Genomic DNA, 17,472 nt, shown 5'->3' on the forward strand with positions numbered 1-17,472 from the left:
CGAAGCAGAATGCGACTCGCGTCAGCGCTCTTGCTGAAGGCTGCGACAAGTCTTCGTTGGCTTCGCCGAGCGACGCGCCCGGCAGGGGTTCCCGCCCAAAACAAAAAGGGTTCCGAAGTCGGAACCCTTTTTTCGATACTTTGGTGGGCCGGGTGGGGTTCGAACCCACGATGTCCTTTCGGAGGTGGATTATGAGTCCACTGCCTGCAACCAACACGGCGTCCAGCCCAAGAAAAAAGACCCGGTCGTGAAGGCCGGGCCCGTTTCGTCGATTGGGCGACATACTACACGAAAAAGGGGCCTGCGCAACCGCTTCGCTTCCGCGAAACGACCGGGCGGCCCCTTCTATCGCATCATGTGCGGCCAGCCGCGGCCGCCGCCGTCAATTCCCTTCGAGGAACGACTTCAGCTTGTCCGAACGGCTCGGATGACGCAGCTTGCGCAGCGCCTTCGCCTCGATCTGACGAATCCGCTCACGCGTCACGTCGAACTGCTTACCGACTTCTTCGAGCGTGTGATCGGTGCTCATCTCGATACCGAAACGCATGCGCAACACCTTCGCTTCGCGCGGCGTCAGCGAGTCGAGCACATCCTTCACGACGTCGCGCATGCTCGCGTGCAACGCCGCATCCGCCGGAGCGACCGTGTTCGTATCTTCGATGAAGTCGCCCAGATGAGAATCGTCGTCGTCACCGATCGGCGTTTCCATCGAGATCGGCTCCTTCGCGATCTTCATGATCTTGCGGATCTTGTCTTCCGGCATTTCCATCTTCTCGGCCAGCGTTGCCGGATCCGGTTCGAGGCCGGTTTCCTGCAGGATCTGACGCGAGATACGGTTCATCTTGTTGATCGTTTCGATCATATGAACCGGAATCCGGATCGTGCGCGCCTGGTCGGCGATCGAACGCGTAATGGCCTGACGAATCCACCACGTAGCATACGTGGAGAACTTGTAGCCACGACGGTATTCGAACTTGTCCACCGCCTTCATCAGGCCGATGTTGCCTTCCTGAATCAGGTCGAGGAACTGCAGACCGCGGTTCGTGTACTTCTTCGCGATCGAAATCACGAGACGCAGGTTCGCTTCGGTCATCTCGCGCTTCGCCTGACGCGCCTTCAGTTCGCCAGCCGCCATCTGACGGTTGGTTTCCTTCAGGTCCTTCAGCGGCAGCACCACACGCGCCTGCAGATCGAGCAGACGTTGCTGTTGTTCGCGGATCGCCGGAATATTGCGCGTGAGGATCGCGCTATACGCATGTCCCTCGGCGACGATCTTGTCGGCCCATTCGAGGTCCGTCTCGCTGCCCGGGAAACGCGCGATGAATTCCGCGCGCGGCATGCCGCATTTGTCGACCACCGTATGCAGAATCTGACGCTCGACCTGGCGCACTTCATCGACCTGCGCGCGCAGCGTGTCGCACAGGCGCTCGACGGTACGCGCGGTGAAGCGGATCGTCATCAGCTCGTTCTGGATGGTTTCCTGCGCCTTCAGGTAGGACTTGGACTTGTAGCCTTCCTTCTCGAACGCGCGACGCATCTTGTCGAACCATTCGCTGATCAACGCGAATTTTTCGAGCGACGCGCGCCGCAGCGCTTCGAGCTGCGCGGCGTTGGCCGTGGCTTGCGCCGAGCCATCGTCCTCTTCTTCGTCTTCTTCGTCCTCTTCCTCGGCTTCCTCGTCTTCGTTCTCGATCGCTTCCGCTTCCTGTGCGGAGAAGCCGTCGGCGTCTTCCGCGTCGGCGTCGATCAGACCGTCGACGAGTTCGTCGATGCGATTTTCGTCATTGGCGACGCGCTCGGCCATCGCGAGGATGTCGGCGATCGTGGTCGGGCACGCGGAGATGGCCATCACCATGTGCTTCAGGCCGTCTTCGATGCGCTTCGCGATTTCGATTTCGCCTTCGCGCGTGAGCAGCTCGACCGTACCCATTTCGCGCATGTACATGCGCACCGGGTCGGTGGTGCGGCCAAATTCGGAGTCGACGGTGGAAAGCGCGACTTCGGCTTCCTCTTCGACTTCATCGTCCGACGAAGCCGCGGGCGCGTTGTCGTTGAGCAGCAGCGTTTCAGCGTCCGGGGCCTGTTCGTAGACCGCGACGCCCATGTCGTTGAACGTGCTGATGATGCCTTCGATCGCCTCGGTCTCGGTGAAGTTGTCCGGCAGGTGATCGTTGATTTCAGCGTACGTAAGAAAGCCGCGCTCCTTGCCGAGCTTGATCAGCGCGCGCAGCTTGGAGCGACGCTCCTCGAGTTCCTCCACCGTGCCAGGCTGCGACGACGCGAACGCATCCTTCAGCAGCGCTTTTTCCTTTGCACGACGGTCGCGAGCCTTGACCTTTTCCACCTTGCCCGGTGCGGCGGCAGCGGTTTCTTCGGTCTGGGTTGCATCGTCATCGACGGGTACTTCATTCAGCTTTTTCGTCATGGAGTTCGCCGTACCGGCTGTAGTCTCGACCCCCGGCTGTTGGACAACAGCCGGATGAACCGTGGATACTGAAGTCACGCGCGCTGCCGCATCGTCCTCAACGGCAGCCGCTTCCCTTGCGCTTCTGACACCCGCCCGCTTGGCAGCCGGCGGTGCTACAGCTTTCGCCGCCCGAACCGGTGCGGCCTGCGCGGCCGCAGTGGTCGACGACTTCTTCCCGGCAGCTGGCGCGACGCTGACAGCAGACGTTTTTCTGGCGGATGCAGTCAGCCTGGCTTCGGTAACTTTTCCGGTGCGCTCTTTAGCGCGTGAGCCAGTTGTCTGATTTCCGCCTGTTGTCTTTGCCATCGCATCGCCTTTCGCCTTTGCTAGGAAAACCCTTGAAAAACAAACCGCTAGAAACTTTTGATTATACCACCCGAGGTTTTGCCCTCTCCGCTACAGACCGAGTTGACGCTTCATGTCGGCCCGCTTCCGGTTGAGCTCCGAAAACTCGGCAAACTCTTCCGGCGTATGTCGTGACTGTCGCGAAAGCTGTTCGAGACGATCGCAATAAGCGTCGTATCGCATCTTCAAAATCGCGGCCTTCAACTCCTCGCCGACGATTCGTTCCTGCTCGCGCCGTTCCTCGATGACGGCCGCGTCCTGCGGGTCTTTCAGCAGCAAATCCCGGACGTTTTCATCATAGTCTAGAATTTTGCGAAAGATTTCCTCGAAAGTTGGGGCGTTCGCGCCATTTCGCAAGAGATCTGACAACAACTGGAACGCCGCCGAATCGCCAAGGGCGCGCGCGTGCGTCGTCACTTCCGCGAACAGTTCGCCGTGCCGGGTCACGGTCAGCAGCGCCTCCTCGGCCTCTTCATCGAGCATCGCGACCGTGCGCGGATACATCACCAGATTGCGCAGCGTCTTTTCCTCGATGCCGGTCACGCTGCGGCGGTCCTTGCGGGCCGGCGCCTCGCGCGCCGCGGCCGCGATCCGCGCATCGACCTCGCAAAGCGCCGCGACTTCGCTGAACGGCACATCGAGCCGGTCCGCGAACATATGCATGATCTGCGCGCGCAGCGCGTTGGCGGGCAACGCCTGCAGCAGCGGTTTCGCGTCGAACAGCGCGCGGGCTTTGCCCTCGGGCTGATCGAGTTCCTTGCCGCTCAGCACCTCGTTGAGCATGAACTGCGACAGCGGCATCGCCCGTTCGACCTGCTCGGCGAAAGCCTCCGTGCCGAACTCGCGCACGTAGCTGTCGGGATCGTGCTCGCTCGGCAGGAACAGGAAACGGATCGTCCGGTTATCGGCGGCATGCGGCAGGCACGCATCGAGCGCGCGGCGTGCGGCACGCCGGCCGGCCGCGTCGCCGTCGAAACTGAAAATGACCGTATCGGTCTGGCGCATCAGTTTCTGCACATGAATGGGTGTGCAAGCGGTGCCGAGCGTCGCGACCGCGTTCTGGAAGCCCAATTGGGCCAGCGCAACCACGTCCATATAACCTTCGACGACCAGCACGTAGTGCTGCTCTCGAATCGCCAGACGCGCCTCGAACAGGCCGTACAGCTCGCTGCCCTTGTTAAATAGCGGCGTTTCGGGCGAATTCAAATACTTCGGCTCGCCGCCGTCGAGCACGCGGCCGCCGAAGCCGATCACCTGCCCTTTGACATTGCGGATCGGGAACATGATCCGCTCGCGGAAGCGGTCGTAGCGGCGATTCTGACCCTGCGCGTCGGACTTTTCGCTGACGATCACGAGACCGGCTTCGACCAGCGCGTCGTCGCGGTAGTTCGCGAACGCCGCCTCGAGGTTTTGCCAGCCTTCAGGCGCATAGCCGAGACCGAAGCGCGCGGCGATTTCGCCGGTCAGACCGCGCTTCTTCAAATATTGGATTGCGCCCGGCGCACCGCGCAGCTGCTTACGGTAGTAATCACAGGCGGTCTGCATGAGGTCGGACAGCGCCGTGGTGACGGCCTTCGACGCCGCCGGCGCATAGCCGCCACCAGCTCCTCCACCGCCATATCCGGGCGAAGGCTCGTTCGGCACGGTGAGACCCACCGATTGCGCGAGCTCGTTGACCGCTTCGGGAAACGACGCACCCACGTGTTCCATCAGGAAACCGATGGCCGTGCCATGCGCACCGCAGCCGAAGCAGTGATAAAACTGCTTAGTCGGACTAACCGTAAACGAGGGGCTCTTCTCGTTGTGAAACGGGCACAGCCCCATGAAGTTCGCGCCGCCCTTTTTCAGCTGCACATACCGGCCGACCACGTCGACGATATCGACGCGGTTGAGCAGGTCCTGCAGGAATGACGGTGGGATCACAGTAAATGACGCTGCCTTGAAAGCTTCAAAATCCAAGCCCGAAGTCCGGGCTCGACACCGCGACCAAGCCCCGCGCCTCTCCGTCTGGAGGAGGCGCGCGGCCCGGACAATTCGACAGGGTTACTTCGCGAGCGCGGCCTTGACCTGCGCGGAGACGGCGGTCATGTCCGCGCGACCGGCCAGCTTCGGCTTCAGCACGCCCATCACCTTGCCCATGTCCTGCGGTCCGGCAGCGCCGGTTTGCGCGACCGCCGCCTGCACTTCGGCAACGATTTCCGCTTCGGACATCTGCTCAGGCATATATGCGGAAAGAATCGCCAGTTCGGCCTTTTCCTTGTCTGCGAGATCCGTGCGCCCGGCGGCCTCGAACTGGCTGATCGAATCCTTGCGCTGCTTGATCATCTTGTCGACCACGGCGGTTATGCCGGTATCGTCGAGCGTGACCCGCTCATCGACTTCACGCTGCTTGATCGCGGCGAGCAGCAGGCGGATCGTACCGAGACGCTCGGTCTCGCGCGCCCGCATGGCAGCTTTCATATCGTCGTTGATCCGGTCCTTGAGACTCATCACTCACCTGAATTGCGTTGAAAAGTTGAAAAACCGGCCGGTCGATGGCGGCGATACCGCCACATCAGCACGAAAACCCGCTTGGGACTTCTTCCTCAAGCGGGTTGGCGCGATTTGCGTAGTGGATGCGACCCTGCCGGCTGGCCCGATGGGCCGGTTTTGCCGTGATGGCACCTGTCGTGCCCCCATCGGCTTCGATGCTGCCGCGCTGCATACAGCGGGGCAACGCCAGAATCAGTAGAGCTTTTTTGGCAGCATCTGGCCACGCAGACGCTTGAAATGACGCTTCACCGCCGCCGCTTTCTTGCGCTTGCGTTCGGCTGTGGGTTTCTCGTAAAACTCGCGAGCGCGAAGTTCCGTCAGTAAGCCGTTTTTCTCCATGGTGCGCTTGAAACGGCGCATGGCGACTTCGAACGGCTCATTGTCTTTTACGCGGATGGTCGTCATTTTTCAATAACGGAACTTTGTAAAGGTTCAGGAGTATAGCAGAGCTTTCTCACAAAGCCATGGCGCCGTCAAGCCCCCCGGGCATATTCGGCGGCGGCCTCCCCCGCCGCGACACCCGACGCCCACGCCCACTGGAAATTGTAGCCGCCGAGCCAGCCGGTCACGTCGACCGCCTCGCCGATGAAGTAGAGGCCCGGCACCCGCGCGCTCATCATCGTCGTCGATGACAAACCGCGTGTATCGACGCCGCCGCGTGTCACTTCGGCCTTGCGATAGCCCTCGGTGCCGTTCGGCGTGAGCGTCCAGCGCGACAGCGCCTCACCGATGCGGCGCAACGACTTGTCCGGCAGATCGGCGACGCGGGCCTCGGCGGCCACCTGATGGGTGTCGAGCCACACGTGCGCGAGCCGCTGCGGCACCCATTCCGACAGCAGATTGGCGATCTGCCGCTTCATACCGTTTTTCGCGTCGATCAGCGCGGCCGCGGCGTCGCGCTCCGGCAGCAGATTGATGTGAATCGGCTCGCCGGGCTGCCAGTAGCTCGATATCTGCAGCACGCCCGGGCCCGACAGGCCGCGGTGCGTGAGCAACAGATCTTCGGTGAACTCCGCGCCGGTCTTCTTATTGCCGGTCGACAGCTGGACTTCGAGCGACACGCCCGACAGCGCCGCAAACGGCTCCCAGTCGGCGGGCGCGAAGGTCAGCGGCACCAGCGCGGGGCGGGTATCGATCAGCTTGTGGCCGAACTGCTTGGCGATCCGGTACGCGAAATCGGTCGCGCCGATCTTTGGGATCGACAAACCGCCCGTCGCGATCACGAGCGCACGGGCGGCGATCGTGCCCGCCGTCGTGCCGAGCAGGAACCGCCCTTCGGCGTCCTGGCGAACTTCTTCGACGGACAACGGCGTGCGCCATGCAACGCCACCGGCGTCGCACTCGTTTTTAAGCACGTCGATGACCGCATCGCTCGACTGGTCGCAAAACAGCTGGCCCTTATGCTTCTCATGCCATGTCACGCGATGCTGCTTCAGCAGCGCCATGAAGTCGCGCGGCGTATAGCGTGCAAGCGCCGAGCGGCAAAAATGCGGATTCGCCGACAGATAATTGGCCGGCCCCGCATACAGATTCGTGAAGTTGCAGCGGCCACCACCAGAAATGCGGATTTTTTCCGCGAGACGTTGCGAGTGGTCGATCAGCGCCACACGCCGGCCGACTTGACCGGCCACGGCCGCGCACATCATTCCGGCCGCGCCCGCGCCGATCACCGCGATATCGAAGGATTCCATGGGGCCGCATTGTACCTGCCGGGCCCTCGCGCCCATGCCCGCGACTTGCCGACCGCCAGCGGCTGCTTGTCCGCGCTGGTATACTTTGAGGCTTACCTTTTACTTTCGGACGCGCGTCGCGCGCGCCCGTCTCAAGCGATTCATCATGCTCGTTCTCGGCATCGAAAGCTCCTGCGACGAAACCGGTCTCGCGCTCTACGACACGGAGCGCGGCCTGCTCGCGCACGCGCTGCATTCGCAGATTGCGATGCACCGGGAGTACGGCGGCGTCGTGCCGGAGCTTGCATCGCGCGACCATATCCGCCGCGCGCTGCCGTTGCTCGAAGAGGTGATGGAGCGCGCCGGCGTCGCGCGCGGCGACATCGACGCGATCGCTTACACGCAAGGGCCCGGGCTCGCGGGCGCGCTGTTGGTCGGCGCGAGCGTCGCCAATTCTCTGGCGATGGCGTGGAACAAGCCGACCGTCGGCATTCACCATCTCGAAGGGCATCTGCTGTCGCCGCTGCTCGTCGACGAGCCGCCGCCGTTCCCGTTCGTCGCGCTGCTGGTATCGGGCGGCCATACGCAGCTGATGCGCGTGACGGACGTGGGCGTCTACGAGACGCTCGGCGAAACGCTCGACGATGCCGCGGGCGAAGCCTTCGACAAAACCGCCAAGCTGCTGGGCCTCGGCTATCCGGGCGGCCCGGAAGTCTCGCGCATGGCCGAGTTCGGCACCCCCGGCGCAGTCGTGCTGCCGCGCCCGATGCTGCATTCCGGCGACCTCGATTTCAGCTTCAGCGGCCTGAAGACCGCCGTGCTCACGCACGCAAACCGGCTGGGCGGCGCAAACATCTGCGAGCAGGCCAAGGCCGACCTCGCGCGCGGTTTCGTCGATGCCGCCGTCGAAGTGCTGGCCGCGAAATCGCTTGCGGCGCTCAAGCGCACGAAGCTGAACCGGCTGGTGGTGGCGGGCGGCGTCGGCGCGAACCGGCAGTTGCGCGAAGCGCTGTCGGCCGCCGCGCAGAAGCGCAATTTTTACGTGCACTATCCCGACCTGTCGCTGTGCACGGACAATGGGGCGATGATCGCGCTGGCCGGCGCGCTGCGCCTGCAACGCTGGCCCGAACAGGCCGTCAACGACTACGCGTTCACCGTGAAGCCGCGTTGGGATCTGACGTCGCTCGCGCACTGAACCGCCGCCGCAAGACGATAAAAAAGCCGCTTTAAAAGCGGCTTTTTTGTGGGTTCAATGCTTTCTCAACGAAACGGCGTGGAGCGGCACAGAACGTATCAGGCGAGACGCTTGTCCCGTTCGATTACCGCATACGCGCTGTGATTGTGAATCGACTCGAAGTTCTCAGCTTCGAGCACATACGCGACGATGCGCTCGTCGGCATTCAGACGCTGGGCAACGTCGCGCACGAGATCTTCGACGAACTTCGGATTCTCATACGCGCGCTCGGTGACGAACTTCTCGTCCGGGCGCTTGAGCAGGCCCCACAGTTCGCACGACGCTTCTTCCTCGGCGATGCTGATCAGCTCTTCGACGGCGACGTCGCCGATCAGCTCGGCATCGATCGTCACGTGCGAGCGCTGGTTGTGCGCGCCGTACTGCGAGATTTTCTTCGAGCACGGGCACAGGCTCGTGACCGGCACCAGCACCTTCAGAAACAGCCGCGTCGCGCCATGGCGGGTCTCGCCGGTCAGCGTGACTTCATAGTCGAGCAGGCTCTGCACGCCCGACACCGGCGCGGTCTTGTTCACGAAGTACGGGAATGACACTTCGATGCGGCCCGCCTCGGCCTCGAGCTTATCGAGCATGGCCGCGAGCATCGTGCGGAACGAGGCCGGTTCGAGCGGCGCCTTGTTCTCTTCGAGCAACGCGACAAAGCGCGACATGTGCGTGCCCTTCTGCTCGGCCGGCAGATGCACGTCGAGATTCCACGTGCCGACCGTCGGCTGTACTTCACCGGCTTGCGTGCGAACCGTCAACGGATGACGCACGCCCTTCACGCCGACCCGCTGGATTGGAATCTGGCGCGTATCGGGGGTGCTTTGCACGTCGGGCATCACGAAGGCGGGATTCATCTGATTCATTCTTTTGTCCTTTCTGAAAAGCGCCGGGCTGCGTCAAAGTCTCGCTGCATCGGCGAGTATCGCGCAGCGAGTTCGAAGCGCCCAGCGGCCGTGCGGATCAGCGCGCGCAACGGCGAACGCCGGCTGCCGCCGGCGTTGGGTGACGGGCCGCAAGACCCGTCGCTTCAAACTGGAGATTGCCGAAGCCGCCCTCGCATGACGGCGGCATGAGTCGCACCTACGACTGCACGACAGGCGACAGCGCGCTTTAAGCGACGCGCTTCACCGACGACTGACCGCCGACAGCGCCGCTTGCGAGGAAGCGTTCACGGATCGACCGGGCGATACCCGCGGCGTCGAGACCGCACGCGGCGAGCAGCTTGGCCGGGTCCCCATGATCGATGAACCGATCGGGGAGGCCCAATTGTAGTACGGGGCGCATAACCCCACTTGCGAGCAGGGCTTCGACGCAGGCCGAACCCGCGCCACCCATGATGCAGCCTTCCTCGACGGTGACGATCGCGTCGTGCGTCTCGGCCAGCTTGCGCACGAGTTCGGTGTCGAGCGGCTTCACGAAGCGCATGTTCGCGACGGTGGCGTCGAATTGCTCGGCGGCCGCGAGCGACGGCGCGACCATCGTGCCGAACGCGAGAATCGCGATGCGCTTGCCAGCCGGCGCCGAGGTCTCGCGACGCACTTCGCCCTTGCCGAGCGGCAACGCGGCCATCTGCTTGATGGTTGCGACACCGGTACCCGCGCCGCGCGGGTAGCGCACAGCGGTCGGATGCGACTGCTGCAACGCGGTGTACAGCATCTGCCGGCACTCGTTTTCGTCCGACGGCGCCATCACGGTCATGTTCGGGATACAACGCATGAACGCGAGGTCGTACGCGCCCGCATGCGTCGCGCCGTCCGCGCCGACGAGACCCGCGCGATCGATGGCGAACACCACCGGCAGGTTTTGCAGCGCGACGTCGTGAATCAACTGGTCATACGCGCGTTGCAGGAAGGTCGAATAGATCGCAACGACCGGCTTCATGCCGTCCGCGGCGAGGCCGCCTGCGAACGTCACCGCGTGCTGCTCGGCGATGCCGACGTCGAAGTAACGATCCGGGAAGCGCTTTTCGAACTCGACCATGCCCGAGCCTTCACGCATCGCCGGTGTAATGCCGACCACGCGCGAGTCGAGCTCGGCCGCGTCGCACAGCCATTCGCCGAACACCTGCGTGTAGGTCTTCTTCGACGGCGTCGCGGCCGGCTTGATGCCCTCGGCCGGATTGAACTTGCCCGGGCCGTGGTACAGCACCGGATCGGCCTCGGCCAGCTTGTAGCCTTGGCCTTTCTTCGTGACCACGTGCAGGAATTGCGGCCCGCGCAGTTCCTTGATGTTTTGCAGCGTCGGAATCAGCGAATCGAGATCGTGACCGTCGATCGGCCCGATGTAGTTGAAGCCGAACTCCTCGAACAGCGTGGCCGGCACGATCATGCCCTTCGCGTGCTCCTCGAGCTTGCGCGCGAGATCGAGCACCGGCGGTGCGACGCGCAGCACCCGCTCGACGCCCGCTCGCGCGGCCGCATAGAAGCGACCCGACATCAGACGCGCGAGATGGCGATTCAGCGCGCCGACCGGCGGCGAGATCGACATGTCGTTGTCGTTGAGGATCACGAGCAGCGGCACGTCGTCTTCGACGCCCGCGTTGTTCATGGCCTCGAAGGCCATGCCAGCCGTCATCGCGCCGTCGCCGATCACGGCGATGCCCATGCGGTTGTCGCCCTGCAGCTTGCTCGCGATCGCCATGCCGAGCGCGGCCGAAATCGACGTGCTCGAGTGCGCGGTGCCGAAGGTGTCGTATTCCGATTCATCGCGTTTCGGGAAGCCCGAGATGCCGCCCAACTGACGCAGCGTGTGCATCTGGTCGCGACGACCGGTCAGGATCTTGTGCGGATAGGTCTGATGGCCTACGTCCCAGACGATCCGGTCGTGCGGCGTATCGAACACGTAGTGCAGCGCGATGGTCAACTCGACCGTGCCGAGGTTGGACGAGAGATGGCCGCCCGTCTGCGATACGCTGTCGAGCACAAAGGCGCGCAACTCGTCGGCAAGCGGCTGCAATTGACGGCGATCGAGGCGGCGCAGGGCTGCCGGGTCGTCGATGGTTTTCAGCAAGTCGTACATCGTCGTTCCATTGTAGGAAAACTTACGCGCCCGCACTTCATACATGCACCCCGGGGATGGAGGGTGCGCGGCGGCGGGCTTTCGCGTTCAGCTGACCCGGTTCACCACCAGATCGGCCAGTTCGGCAAGACGCTGTGCGCGAGCGCCGAACGGTGCAAGCGCCGCGTGAGCGTCGCTGCGCAGTTGCGCCGCGAGCGCGCGCGACGCGTCGAGCCCGATAATCGACACGTAGGTCGGCTTGCCGTCCTTCGCGTCCTTGCCGGCGGTTTTGCCGAGCGTTGCGGAGTCGGTCGTGACGTCGAGAATGTCGTCGACGACCTGAAACGCGAGACCGACCGCGGCGGCGTAGGCGTCGAGCGAAGCCAGAGCCTGCGCGTCCGGCGTCTCACCAGCCAGAGCGCCCATGCGTACGGCCGCGCGCAGCAGCGCGCCGGTCTTCATGCGATGCATGGTCTCAAGCTGCGGGCGGGTCAGCGTGTGGCCGACGCTCGCGAGATCTATGGCCTGGCCGCCGCACATGCCGACAGAGCCGCTGGCGAGCGCGAGTTCGCGCACGAGCGAGGCCTGTTGCGGCTGGCCCAATACGTCGGACGTGAGCACGACGAATGCCTGCGATTGCAGCGCGTCGCCGACCAGAAGCGCGGTCGCTTCGTCGTATTTGACGTGGACCGTCGGCTTGCCGCGGCGCAGTTCGTCGTCGTCCATGCAGGGCATGTCGTCGTGCACGAGCGAGTACACGTGGATCATTTCCAGCGCCGCCGCCGCCGCATCGAGGCATTCGGCGCGCGCGCCGGTCAGCTCGCCGGCCGCGTGGCACAGGAGCGGCCGCACCCGCTTGCCGCCGCCCAGCACCGCATAGCGCATCGCCTCGTGCAGTTTGGCGGGTTCGGTCGTCTCGGCCGGCAGATAGTGTTCCAGAGCCGTTTCGACGCGTTCGAGCACCGAGCGCGTCCATTGTTCGAATGTCATAGGTCGTCCCCGCTCTCAGTCGCGGCTGTGCCTGCGGTATTCATGGGCAGTGGCTTGAGGGTCTCGCCATCGAGAACCCGCACCTGCTGCTCGACCTTTTCGAGCTGCTGTTGACAGAATGCGACAAGTGCCGCCCCGCGACGGTACGCGGCCAGCGATTCCTCGAGGCTCAGGCTGCCGCCTTCCATGCGCGCGACGAGCTCTTCCAGCTCTGCCTGCGCGGCCTCGTAATTCTCCGGCAGGGGCGCGCTATCACCGCTTTCGGCTGGCGCGGCGGCGGAATCGTTCGATGCGGTCTTCGCCATGAATAGTCGCAAAATTAAAACAAGTCGGACATTCTACGGCAAAAGCGACATTTTCGATCCTCTCGAAGGCCTGCGCCCCGCCGTGCCGCCTTGCTTCGAGCCTGTCCGATGCCCACCTTTGCCCCGCTTCGACCCTGAAGTCTCGCAGAAAAAAAGCTTGAGGTCTGCGGCGAAAATGCCGAACTTTCTTGACATTTTTAACCCAAATCAGGGACTTAAGTGCCCCTGTCACAGGGAAACGGGTATAATCGCGGGCTCCCTAAATCGAATCTTCGATGGTTGGGTTGTTCACTGCTTTCACGTCTTCATCGGGAGTGGGAATGTCCAATCTGAGCAATGCATTGCAGTTGCGGTCTGTTCACAGCCAGCTGCCAGTCACGGCTTACTTTGACGAAGCGCTCCTTACGCGCGAAATCGACACCCTTTTCAAGAAAGGTCCTCGCTACATCGGCCACGATCTCATGGTGCCCGAAGCGGGGGATTATTTTGCCTTGCCCAGCGAACGCGAGGGGCGAGTACTCGTCCGTAACCAGCAATCGCAAGTCGAGTTGCTGTCGAACGTGTGCCGCCACCGGCAAGCCATCATGCTCAACGGTCGCGGGCAGACGCAAAACATCGTCTGTCCGCTGCATCGCTGGACGTACGACCTCAAGGGCGAGCTGCTCGGCGCGCCCCATTTCGCCGACAACCCGTGCCTGAATCTCGGCGCCACGCCGCTGCAGAACTGGCAGGGTCTGCTGTTCGAGGCGCAAGGTCGCGACGTCGCGAAAGATCTGGCACGCCTCGGCACCAAGCGCCACTTCGACTTCTCGGGCTTCATGTTCGATCACGTCGAGGTCCACGAGTGCAACTACAACTGGAAGACCTTCATCGAGGTCTATCTGGAGGACTATCACGTCGCGCCTTTCCATCCGGGCCTCGGCAGCTTCGTCAATTGCGATGATCTGACATGGGAGTTCGGCGACTGGTACAGCGTGCAGACAGTCGGTGTGCACAAGGCGCTCGAGCAACCGGGAAGCCCGACGTATCGCAAGTGGCACGACGAGGTGCTGCGCTTTCGCGACGGCAATCCGCCCGAGTTCGGCGCGATCTGGATGGTGTACTACCCGGGCATCATGATCGAGTGGTATCCGCATGTGCTGGTCGTGTCGTGGCTGATTCCACGCGGTCCGCAGAAGACCACCAACGTGGTGGAGTTCTATTACCCCGAGGAAATCGCGCTGTTCGAGCGCGATTTCGTCGAAGCCGAGCGCGCCGCCTATATGGAGACGGCCCGCGAAGACGACGAAATCGCCGAGCGCATGGACGCCGGCCGTCTCGCGCTGATGGAGCGCGGCGAATCGCAGGTCGGTCCGTATCAGAGCCCGATGGAAGACGGCATGCAACACTTCCACGAGTTTCTGCGGCGCGAACTCGGCACGATCTGATCCGCGCCGCGTGGCGCATCGATCGACTCAAGGAAAGACGGGCTTCGACCCGTCTTTTTTTGTTTAGACTAACGACATAGACCGGCCATGCGCCAGCCGCGTGAACGACGCGGCCCGCAGCCGCCATCGCCCGTATCGAGGAGACGCTCATGCCCCACACTCATTACACCACCCTGATCTCCGCGACCAATCTTGCCGAGCGGCTCACGGCCGCGCCGGGCAGCGTGTTCGTGATCGACTGCCGGTTCGACCTCGCCGATACCGACGCGGGCGAGAAAGCCTGGCTGGCCGGTCATCTGCCTGGCGCGCACTATCTGCATCTCGATCGCGATCTGTCCGGGCCGAAGAACGGCTCGAACGGCCGGCATCCACTGCCCGATCGCGCGCGGCTCGTCGAAACGCTGGAGTCGCGGGGACTGAAGCAAGGCCAACAGGTCGTCGCATATGACGCGCAAGGCGGCATGTACGCGGCGCGCGTCTGGTGGCTGTTGCGCTGGCTCGGCCACGACGCGGTCGCGCTGCTCGACGGCGGGCTGCAAGCATGGGAAGCGGCCGGCCAACCGCTGACGCAAGACGTCCCCCCGCAAAACACCGGCGACTTCAAGGCGGCCGCGCCGCTCGCGGTGACCATCGATACCCAGGCGGTCGAACGCAATCTTCATTCGAAGGAGCGAGTCGTCGTCGATGCGCGCGCGCCCGATCGCTATCGCGGCGAAAACGAGACGCTCGACCGCGTCGGCGGCCATATTCCGGGCGCGCTGAACCGCTTCTTCAAGGACAACCTGACCGCCGACGGCCGCTTCAAGCCGGCGCACACTCTGCGCGAGGAATTCCATGCGCTGCTCGGCGACACGTCGCCGGAACACGTGGTGCTGCAATGCGGCTCGGGCGTGACCGCCTGCGTGAATTCGCTCGCGATGGAGGTTGCCGGCCTGCATGGCTCAGCGTTGTACCCGGGCTCGTGGAGCGAGTGGAGTTCCGATCCGAAACGGCCGGTCGCGACTGGGGCGAATCCCTGAGCGCTAGCAGCGGCGAGTCGTAATCAGACAAAAGGCCGTTGCCCCTTCAAAGCGGCAACGGCCTTTTTTCATCGGAATTAACGTTAGCCAAACAAACACATGAGGGTTTCAAGCAACCCCATGTTGCTTGAACCACACGAGCGTGCGACGCCAGCCGTCCTCGGCGTCGGCCTTCTTGTAGCTCGGACGGTAGTCGGCGAAAAACGCGTGACCTGCGTCGTCATAAACGACGAACTGCGAGCCGCGTCCCACCTGCGGCCCTTGCGCGATCGCCTGCTTCATCTGTTCGAGCGTGTCCTGCGGAATGCTTTGATCCTGGCGCCCGTACAGGCCGAGCACGGGTGCATGCAGGTCAGCGACGAGATCGAGCGGATTGGCCGGCGTCATCGCATTCTTCGCGCCGGTCACGCGACCATACCAGGCGACGCCCGCCTTCACGCGCGGATTGTGCTCGGCATACAGCCACGAGATGCGCCCGCCCCAGCAGAAGCCGTTCACGCCGAGCCGGTTCAGGTCGCCGCCGTTCTCCCCGGCCCACGCGGCGGCCGCGTCGAGGTCGGCGAGCACCTGCTCGTCGGGCACTTTGCTCACCAGTTGCTCGTTGAGTTGCTGCATGCTCGTGTAGGCGGTCGGGTCGCCCTCGCGCTCGTACAGGTTCGGCGCGATCGCCAGATAGCCCTGCTTCGCGAAGCGCCGGCACACGTCGGCGATATGCTCGTGGACACCGAAGATTTCATGCACGACGAGGATCACCGGCAGATGCGTCTTACCCTTCGGCTGCGCGCGGTAGGCCGGTATCAGCGTACCGCCCGAATGGAACGCCACTTCCCCTGCTTCGAGGCCGTCGCTGTCGGTATGGATGGTCTGCGCCGACACTGGCAGCACCGCTGCCGCGAAACCAGTGCCCAGCGCCGCCTTCATGAAGGTGCGCCGATCGAAGGGAACGTGCGGAATCAGACAATCAACTTCAGGCTTCAGCATGGGGCGCTCCTCGAAGAATTGTTAGAGGCAACAGGATACGCCCTGCGCGCATCCCGTTGCAGATTCAACTGAGGCGATTGTCCGCCCGCGCCGATGCAGTCAGTGCAGCTTGACGCGCGGCAGCGTGGTACGGCGCAACCAATGCGCGAAGGTGTCCAGCACCATGCGCGGATAGCCGTGCAGCGCCGCGATATGCAGCCGGTACAGCGACATGTACATGAAGCGCGCGAACAGCCCTTCGATCAGCATATTGCCGCCGATCACCCCACCCATCAGATTGCCGACCGCGCTGAAGTGCCCGAGCGAGACCAGCGATCCGAAGTCGCGATAAGTGAACTCCGGTAGTGGCCTGTTCTCGAGGCGCGCCGCCAGTCCCTTCATCAGAAAGCTCGCCTGTTGATGCGCGGCCTGCGCGCGCGGCGGCACGTTGCGCTCGTTGCCCGGCCACTCGCAAGCCGCGCAGTCGCCGAGCGCGAAAATGTTGTCGTCGATCTCGGTTTGCAGCGTACGGCGCACGATCAACTGGCCGAGCCGGTTGACCGGCAAGCCGTCGAGTTGAGTGAGCACCGCCGGCGCCTTGATGCCCGCCGCCCACACGGTCAGATCGGCCCGCACCGTGTGACCGCTGGCGGTGCGGATGTAGCCCGGAGCAACCTCGGCCACGGTCTCGCCGATCATCAGCTTCACGCCGAGTTTGGTCAGCAGTTCGGACGTGGCCGTGGAGACGCGTTCCTGCAACGCGGGCAGGATGCGCGGCCCCGCCTCGATCAGCACGATGCCGACGTCATGCCGCGGATCGAGCTTGTGCAAGCCATACGCGGACAATACCTGGGCGGTATTGCGCAACTCCGCCGATAACTCGACCCCCGTCGCGCCGCCGCCGACGATTGCCACCTGGATGCGCGGCTCGCTGGACGTCCACGTGCCGGGGCCGGGTCGCGACTCGACGGGCTCGTGCGCCTGATGTTCGGCGCGCATGCACGCCGCGATCAGGCGTTTGCGGAAACGCTCCGCCTCGCTAACCGTATCCAGTGCAATCGAGAATTCGGCCGCTCCCTTGACGCCGAAGAAGGCCGTGGTACTGCCGATGGCGATGACCAGTGTGTCGTACTCGAGCACACGTTCGGGCAGCAGTTCAGCGCCGTCGTCGTCGAGCACGATGCCGAGCGTAATGCGCCGGTTCGCGCGGTCGAGTGCGGTCAGATCGCCTTGCTGGAACGCGAAGCCATGCCAGCGCGCCTGCGCCGCGTAAGGGAGCTCCTGCGTGAACGGGTCCATGCTGCCCGCCGCCACCTCATGCAGCAGCGGCTTCCAGATGTGCGTCGGAAAGCGGTCGACCAGCGTGATCTGGGCCTGGGCGCTGCGCCCCTTCTTGCCGGCCCCATAGCGATCGCCAAGACGCGTCGCCAGTTCCAGCCCTCCCGCACCTCCGCCAACGACGATAAATCGATGCATTGCACTTCTCCGTGTAGCCGATGAATTTATCTGTCGCGACGCTGCGC

General features: G+C 63.6%; 15 protein-coding genes and 1 tRNA gene. 4 read left to right on the forward strand and 12 right to left on the reverse strand.

What is annotated here, in order from left to right:
• Window positions 1–141 precede the first annotated feature (141 nt).
• The 4 genes from GCT19_RS17585 to GCT19_RS17600 all read right to left on the reverse strand — a co-directional run bounded on the left by GCT19_RS17585 (window position 142) and on the right by GCT19_RS17600 (window position 5,302).
• Window positions 142–229 (reverse strand) — tRNA-Ile (locus GCT19_RS17585).
• Between the two features lie 153 nt (window positions 230–382).
• On the reverse strand, window positions 383–2,773 hold the full coding sequence (gene rpoD / locus GCT19_RS17590) for an RNA polymerase sigma factor RpoD (RefSeq protein ID WP_083788731.1): 2,391 nt from the start codon (window positions 2,771–2,773) through the stop codon (window positions 383–385).
• 90 nt (window positions 2,774–2,863) lie between these two features.
• The gene (gene dnaG, locus GCT19_RS17595; RefSeq protein ID WP_321576825.1) at window positions 2,864–4,735 is read right to left on the reverse strand and encodes a DNA primase; all 1,872 of its coding nucleotides are present in this window, start codon (window positions 4,733–4,735) and stop codon (window positions 2,864–2,866) included.
• A 120-nt stretch (window positions 4,736–4,855) separates the two neighbouring features.
• Window positions 4,856–5,302 (reverse strand): GatB/YqeY domain-containing protein, encoded by a 447-nt coding sequence (locus GCT19_RS17600; protein ID WP_018433893.1) that lies wholly within the window; start codon window positions 5,300–5,302, stop codon window positions 4,856–4,858.
• Here GCT19_RS17600 and GCT19_RS17605 point away from each other — a divergent pair.
• Entirely contained in the window at window positions 5,292–5,543 is a 252-nt protein-coding gene (locus tag GCT19_RS17605; RefSeq protein WP_152852636.1) for a hypothetical protein, read from the forward strand. The genes GCT19_RS17600 and GCT19_RS17605 overlap by 11 nt on opposite strands.
• On the opposite strand, the gene rpsU is transcribed toward GCT19_RS17605, so the two are convergent.
• Together rpsU and GCT19_RS17615 are read right to left on the reverse strand one after the other, a co-directional pair.
• Window positions 5,537–5,749, reverse strand: a complete 213-nt coding sequence (gene rpsU / locus GCT19_RS17610; protein WP_008919901.1) for a 30S ribosomal protein S21 — start codon at window positions 5,747–5,749, stop codon at window positions 5,537–5,539. The genes GCT19_RS17605 and rpsU overlap by 7 nt on opposite strands.
• A gap of 68 nt (window positions 5,750–5,817) precedes the next feature.
• Window positions 5,818–7,035, reverse strand: a complete 1,218-nt coding sequence (locus GCT19_RS17615) for a BaiN/RdsA family NAD(P)/FAD-dependent oxidoreductase (protein WP_041735222.1) — start codon at window positions 7,033–7,035, stop codon at window positions 5,818–5,820.
• Between the two features lie 145 nt (window positions 7,036–7,180).
• Here GCT19_RS17615 and tsaD point away from each other — a divergent pair, with 145 nt between their 5' ends.
• Window positions 7,181–8,209, forward strand: coding sequence for a tRNA (adenosine(37)-N6)-threonylcarbamoyltransferase complex transferase subunit TsaD (gene tsaD / locus GCT19_RS17620; protein ID WP_013093004.1), 1,029 nt, complete (start codon window positions 7,181–7,183; stop codon window positions 8,207–8,209).
• Between the two features lie 98 nt (window positions 8,210–8,307).
• On the opposite strand, the gene folE2 is transcribed toward tsaD, so the two are convergent.
• The 4 genes from folE2 to GCT19_RS17640 form a co-directional block, all read right to left on the reverse strand.
• Window positions 8,308–9,114, reverse strand: a complete 807-nt coding sequence (gene folE2 / locus GCT19_RS17625) for a GTP cyclohydrolase FolE2 (RefSeq protein ID WP_018433895.1) — start codon at window positions 9,112–9,114, stop codon at window positions 8,308–8,310.
• Between the two features lie 247 nt (window positions 9,115–9,361).
• The gene (gene dxs / locus GCT19_RS17630) at window positions 9,362–11,269 is read right to left on the reverse strand and encodes a 1-deoxy-D-xylulose-5-phosphate synthase (protein WP_018433896.1); all 1,908 of its coding nucleotides are present in this window, start codon (window positions 11,267–11,269) and stop codon (window positions 9,362–9,364) included.
• Between the two features lie 87 nt (window positions 11,270–11,356).
• Window positions 11,357–12,238, reverse strand: coding sequence for a polyprenyl synthetase family protein (locus GCT19_RS17635; protein ID WP_018433897.1), 882 nt, complete (start codon window positions 12,236–12,238; stop codon window positions 11,357–11,359).
• Window positions 12,235–12,543 carry an exodeoxyribonuclease VII small subunit gene (locus GCT19_RS17640; RefSeq protein ID WP_013093000.1) on the reverse strand — a complete coding sequence of 103 codons (309 nt, stop codon included), beginning with the start codon at window positions 12,541–12,543 and terminating at the stop codon, window positions 12,235–12,237. Before GCT19_RS17640 ends, GCT19_RS17635 begins: the two co-directional genes overlap by 4 nt.
• Before the next feature lie 320 nt (window positions 12,544–12,863).
• Between GCT19_RS17640 and GCT19_RS17645 the strand changes: the two genes are divergently transcribed.
• Window positions 12,864–13,970 carry an aromatic ring-hydroxylating oxygenase subunit alpha gene (locus tag GCT19_RS17645; RefSeq protein WP_013092999.1) on the forward strand — a complete coding sequence of 369 codons (1,107 nt, stop codon included), beginning with the start codon at window positions 12,864–12,866 and terminating at the stop codon, window positions 13,968–13,970.
• Between the two features lie 149 nt (window positions 13,971–14,119).
• Entirely contained in the window at window positions 14,120–14,989 is an 870-nt protein-coding gene (locus tag GCT19_RS17650; RefSeq protein WP_018433898.1) for a sulfurtransferase, read from the forward strand.
• Window positions 14,990–15,097: 108 nt separating this feature from the next.
• Here the strand turns inward: GCT19_RS17650 and GCT19_RS17655 are convergent, their stop codons facing one another.
• Window positions 15,098–15,970, reverse strand: coding sequence for a dienelactone hydrolase family protein (locus GCT19_RS17655; RefSeq protein WP_152852637.1), 873 nt, complete (start codon window positions 15,968–15,970; stop codon window positions 15,098–15,100).
• A gap of 99 nt (window positions 15,971–16,069) precedes the next feature.
• Window positions 16,070–17,425 (reverse strand): NAD(P)/FAD-dependent oxidoreductase, encoded by a 1,356-nt coding sequence (locus tag GCT19_RS17660; protein WP_152852638.1) that lies wholly within the window; start codon window positions 17,423–17,425, stop codon window positions 16,070–16,072.
• Between the last annotated feature and the right edge of the window lie 47 nt (window positions 17,426–17,472).

This window comes from Paraburkholderia atlantica (assembly GCF_009362785.1).
GTDB lineage: Bacteria > Pseudomonadota > Gammaproteobacteria > Burkholderiales > Burkholderiaceae > Paraburkholderia > Paraburkholderia atlantica.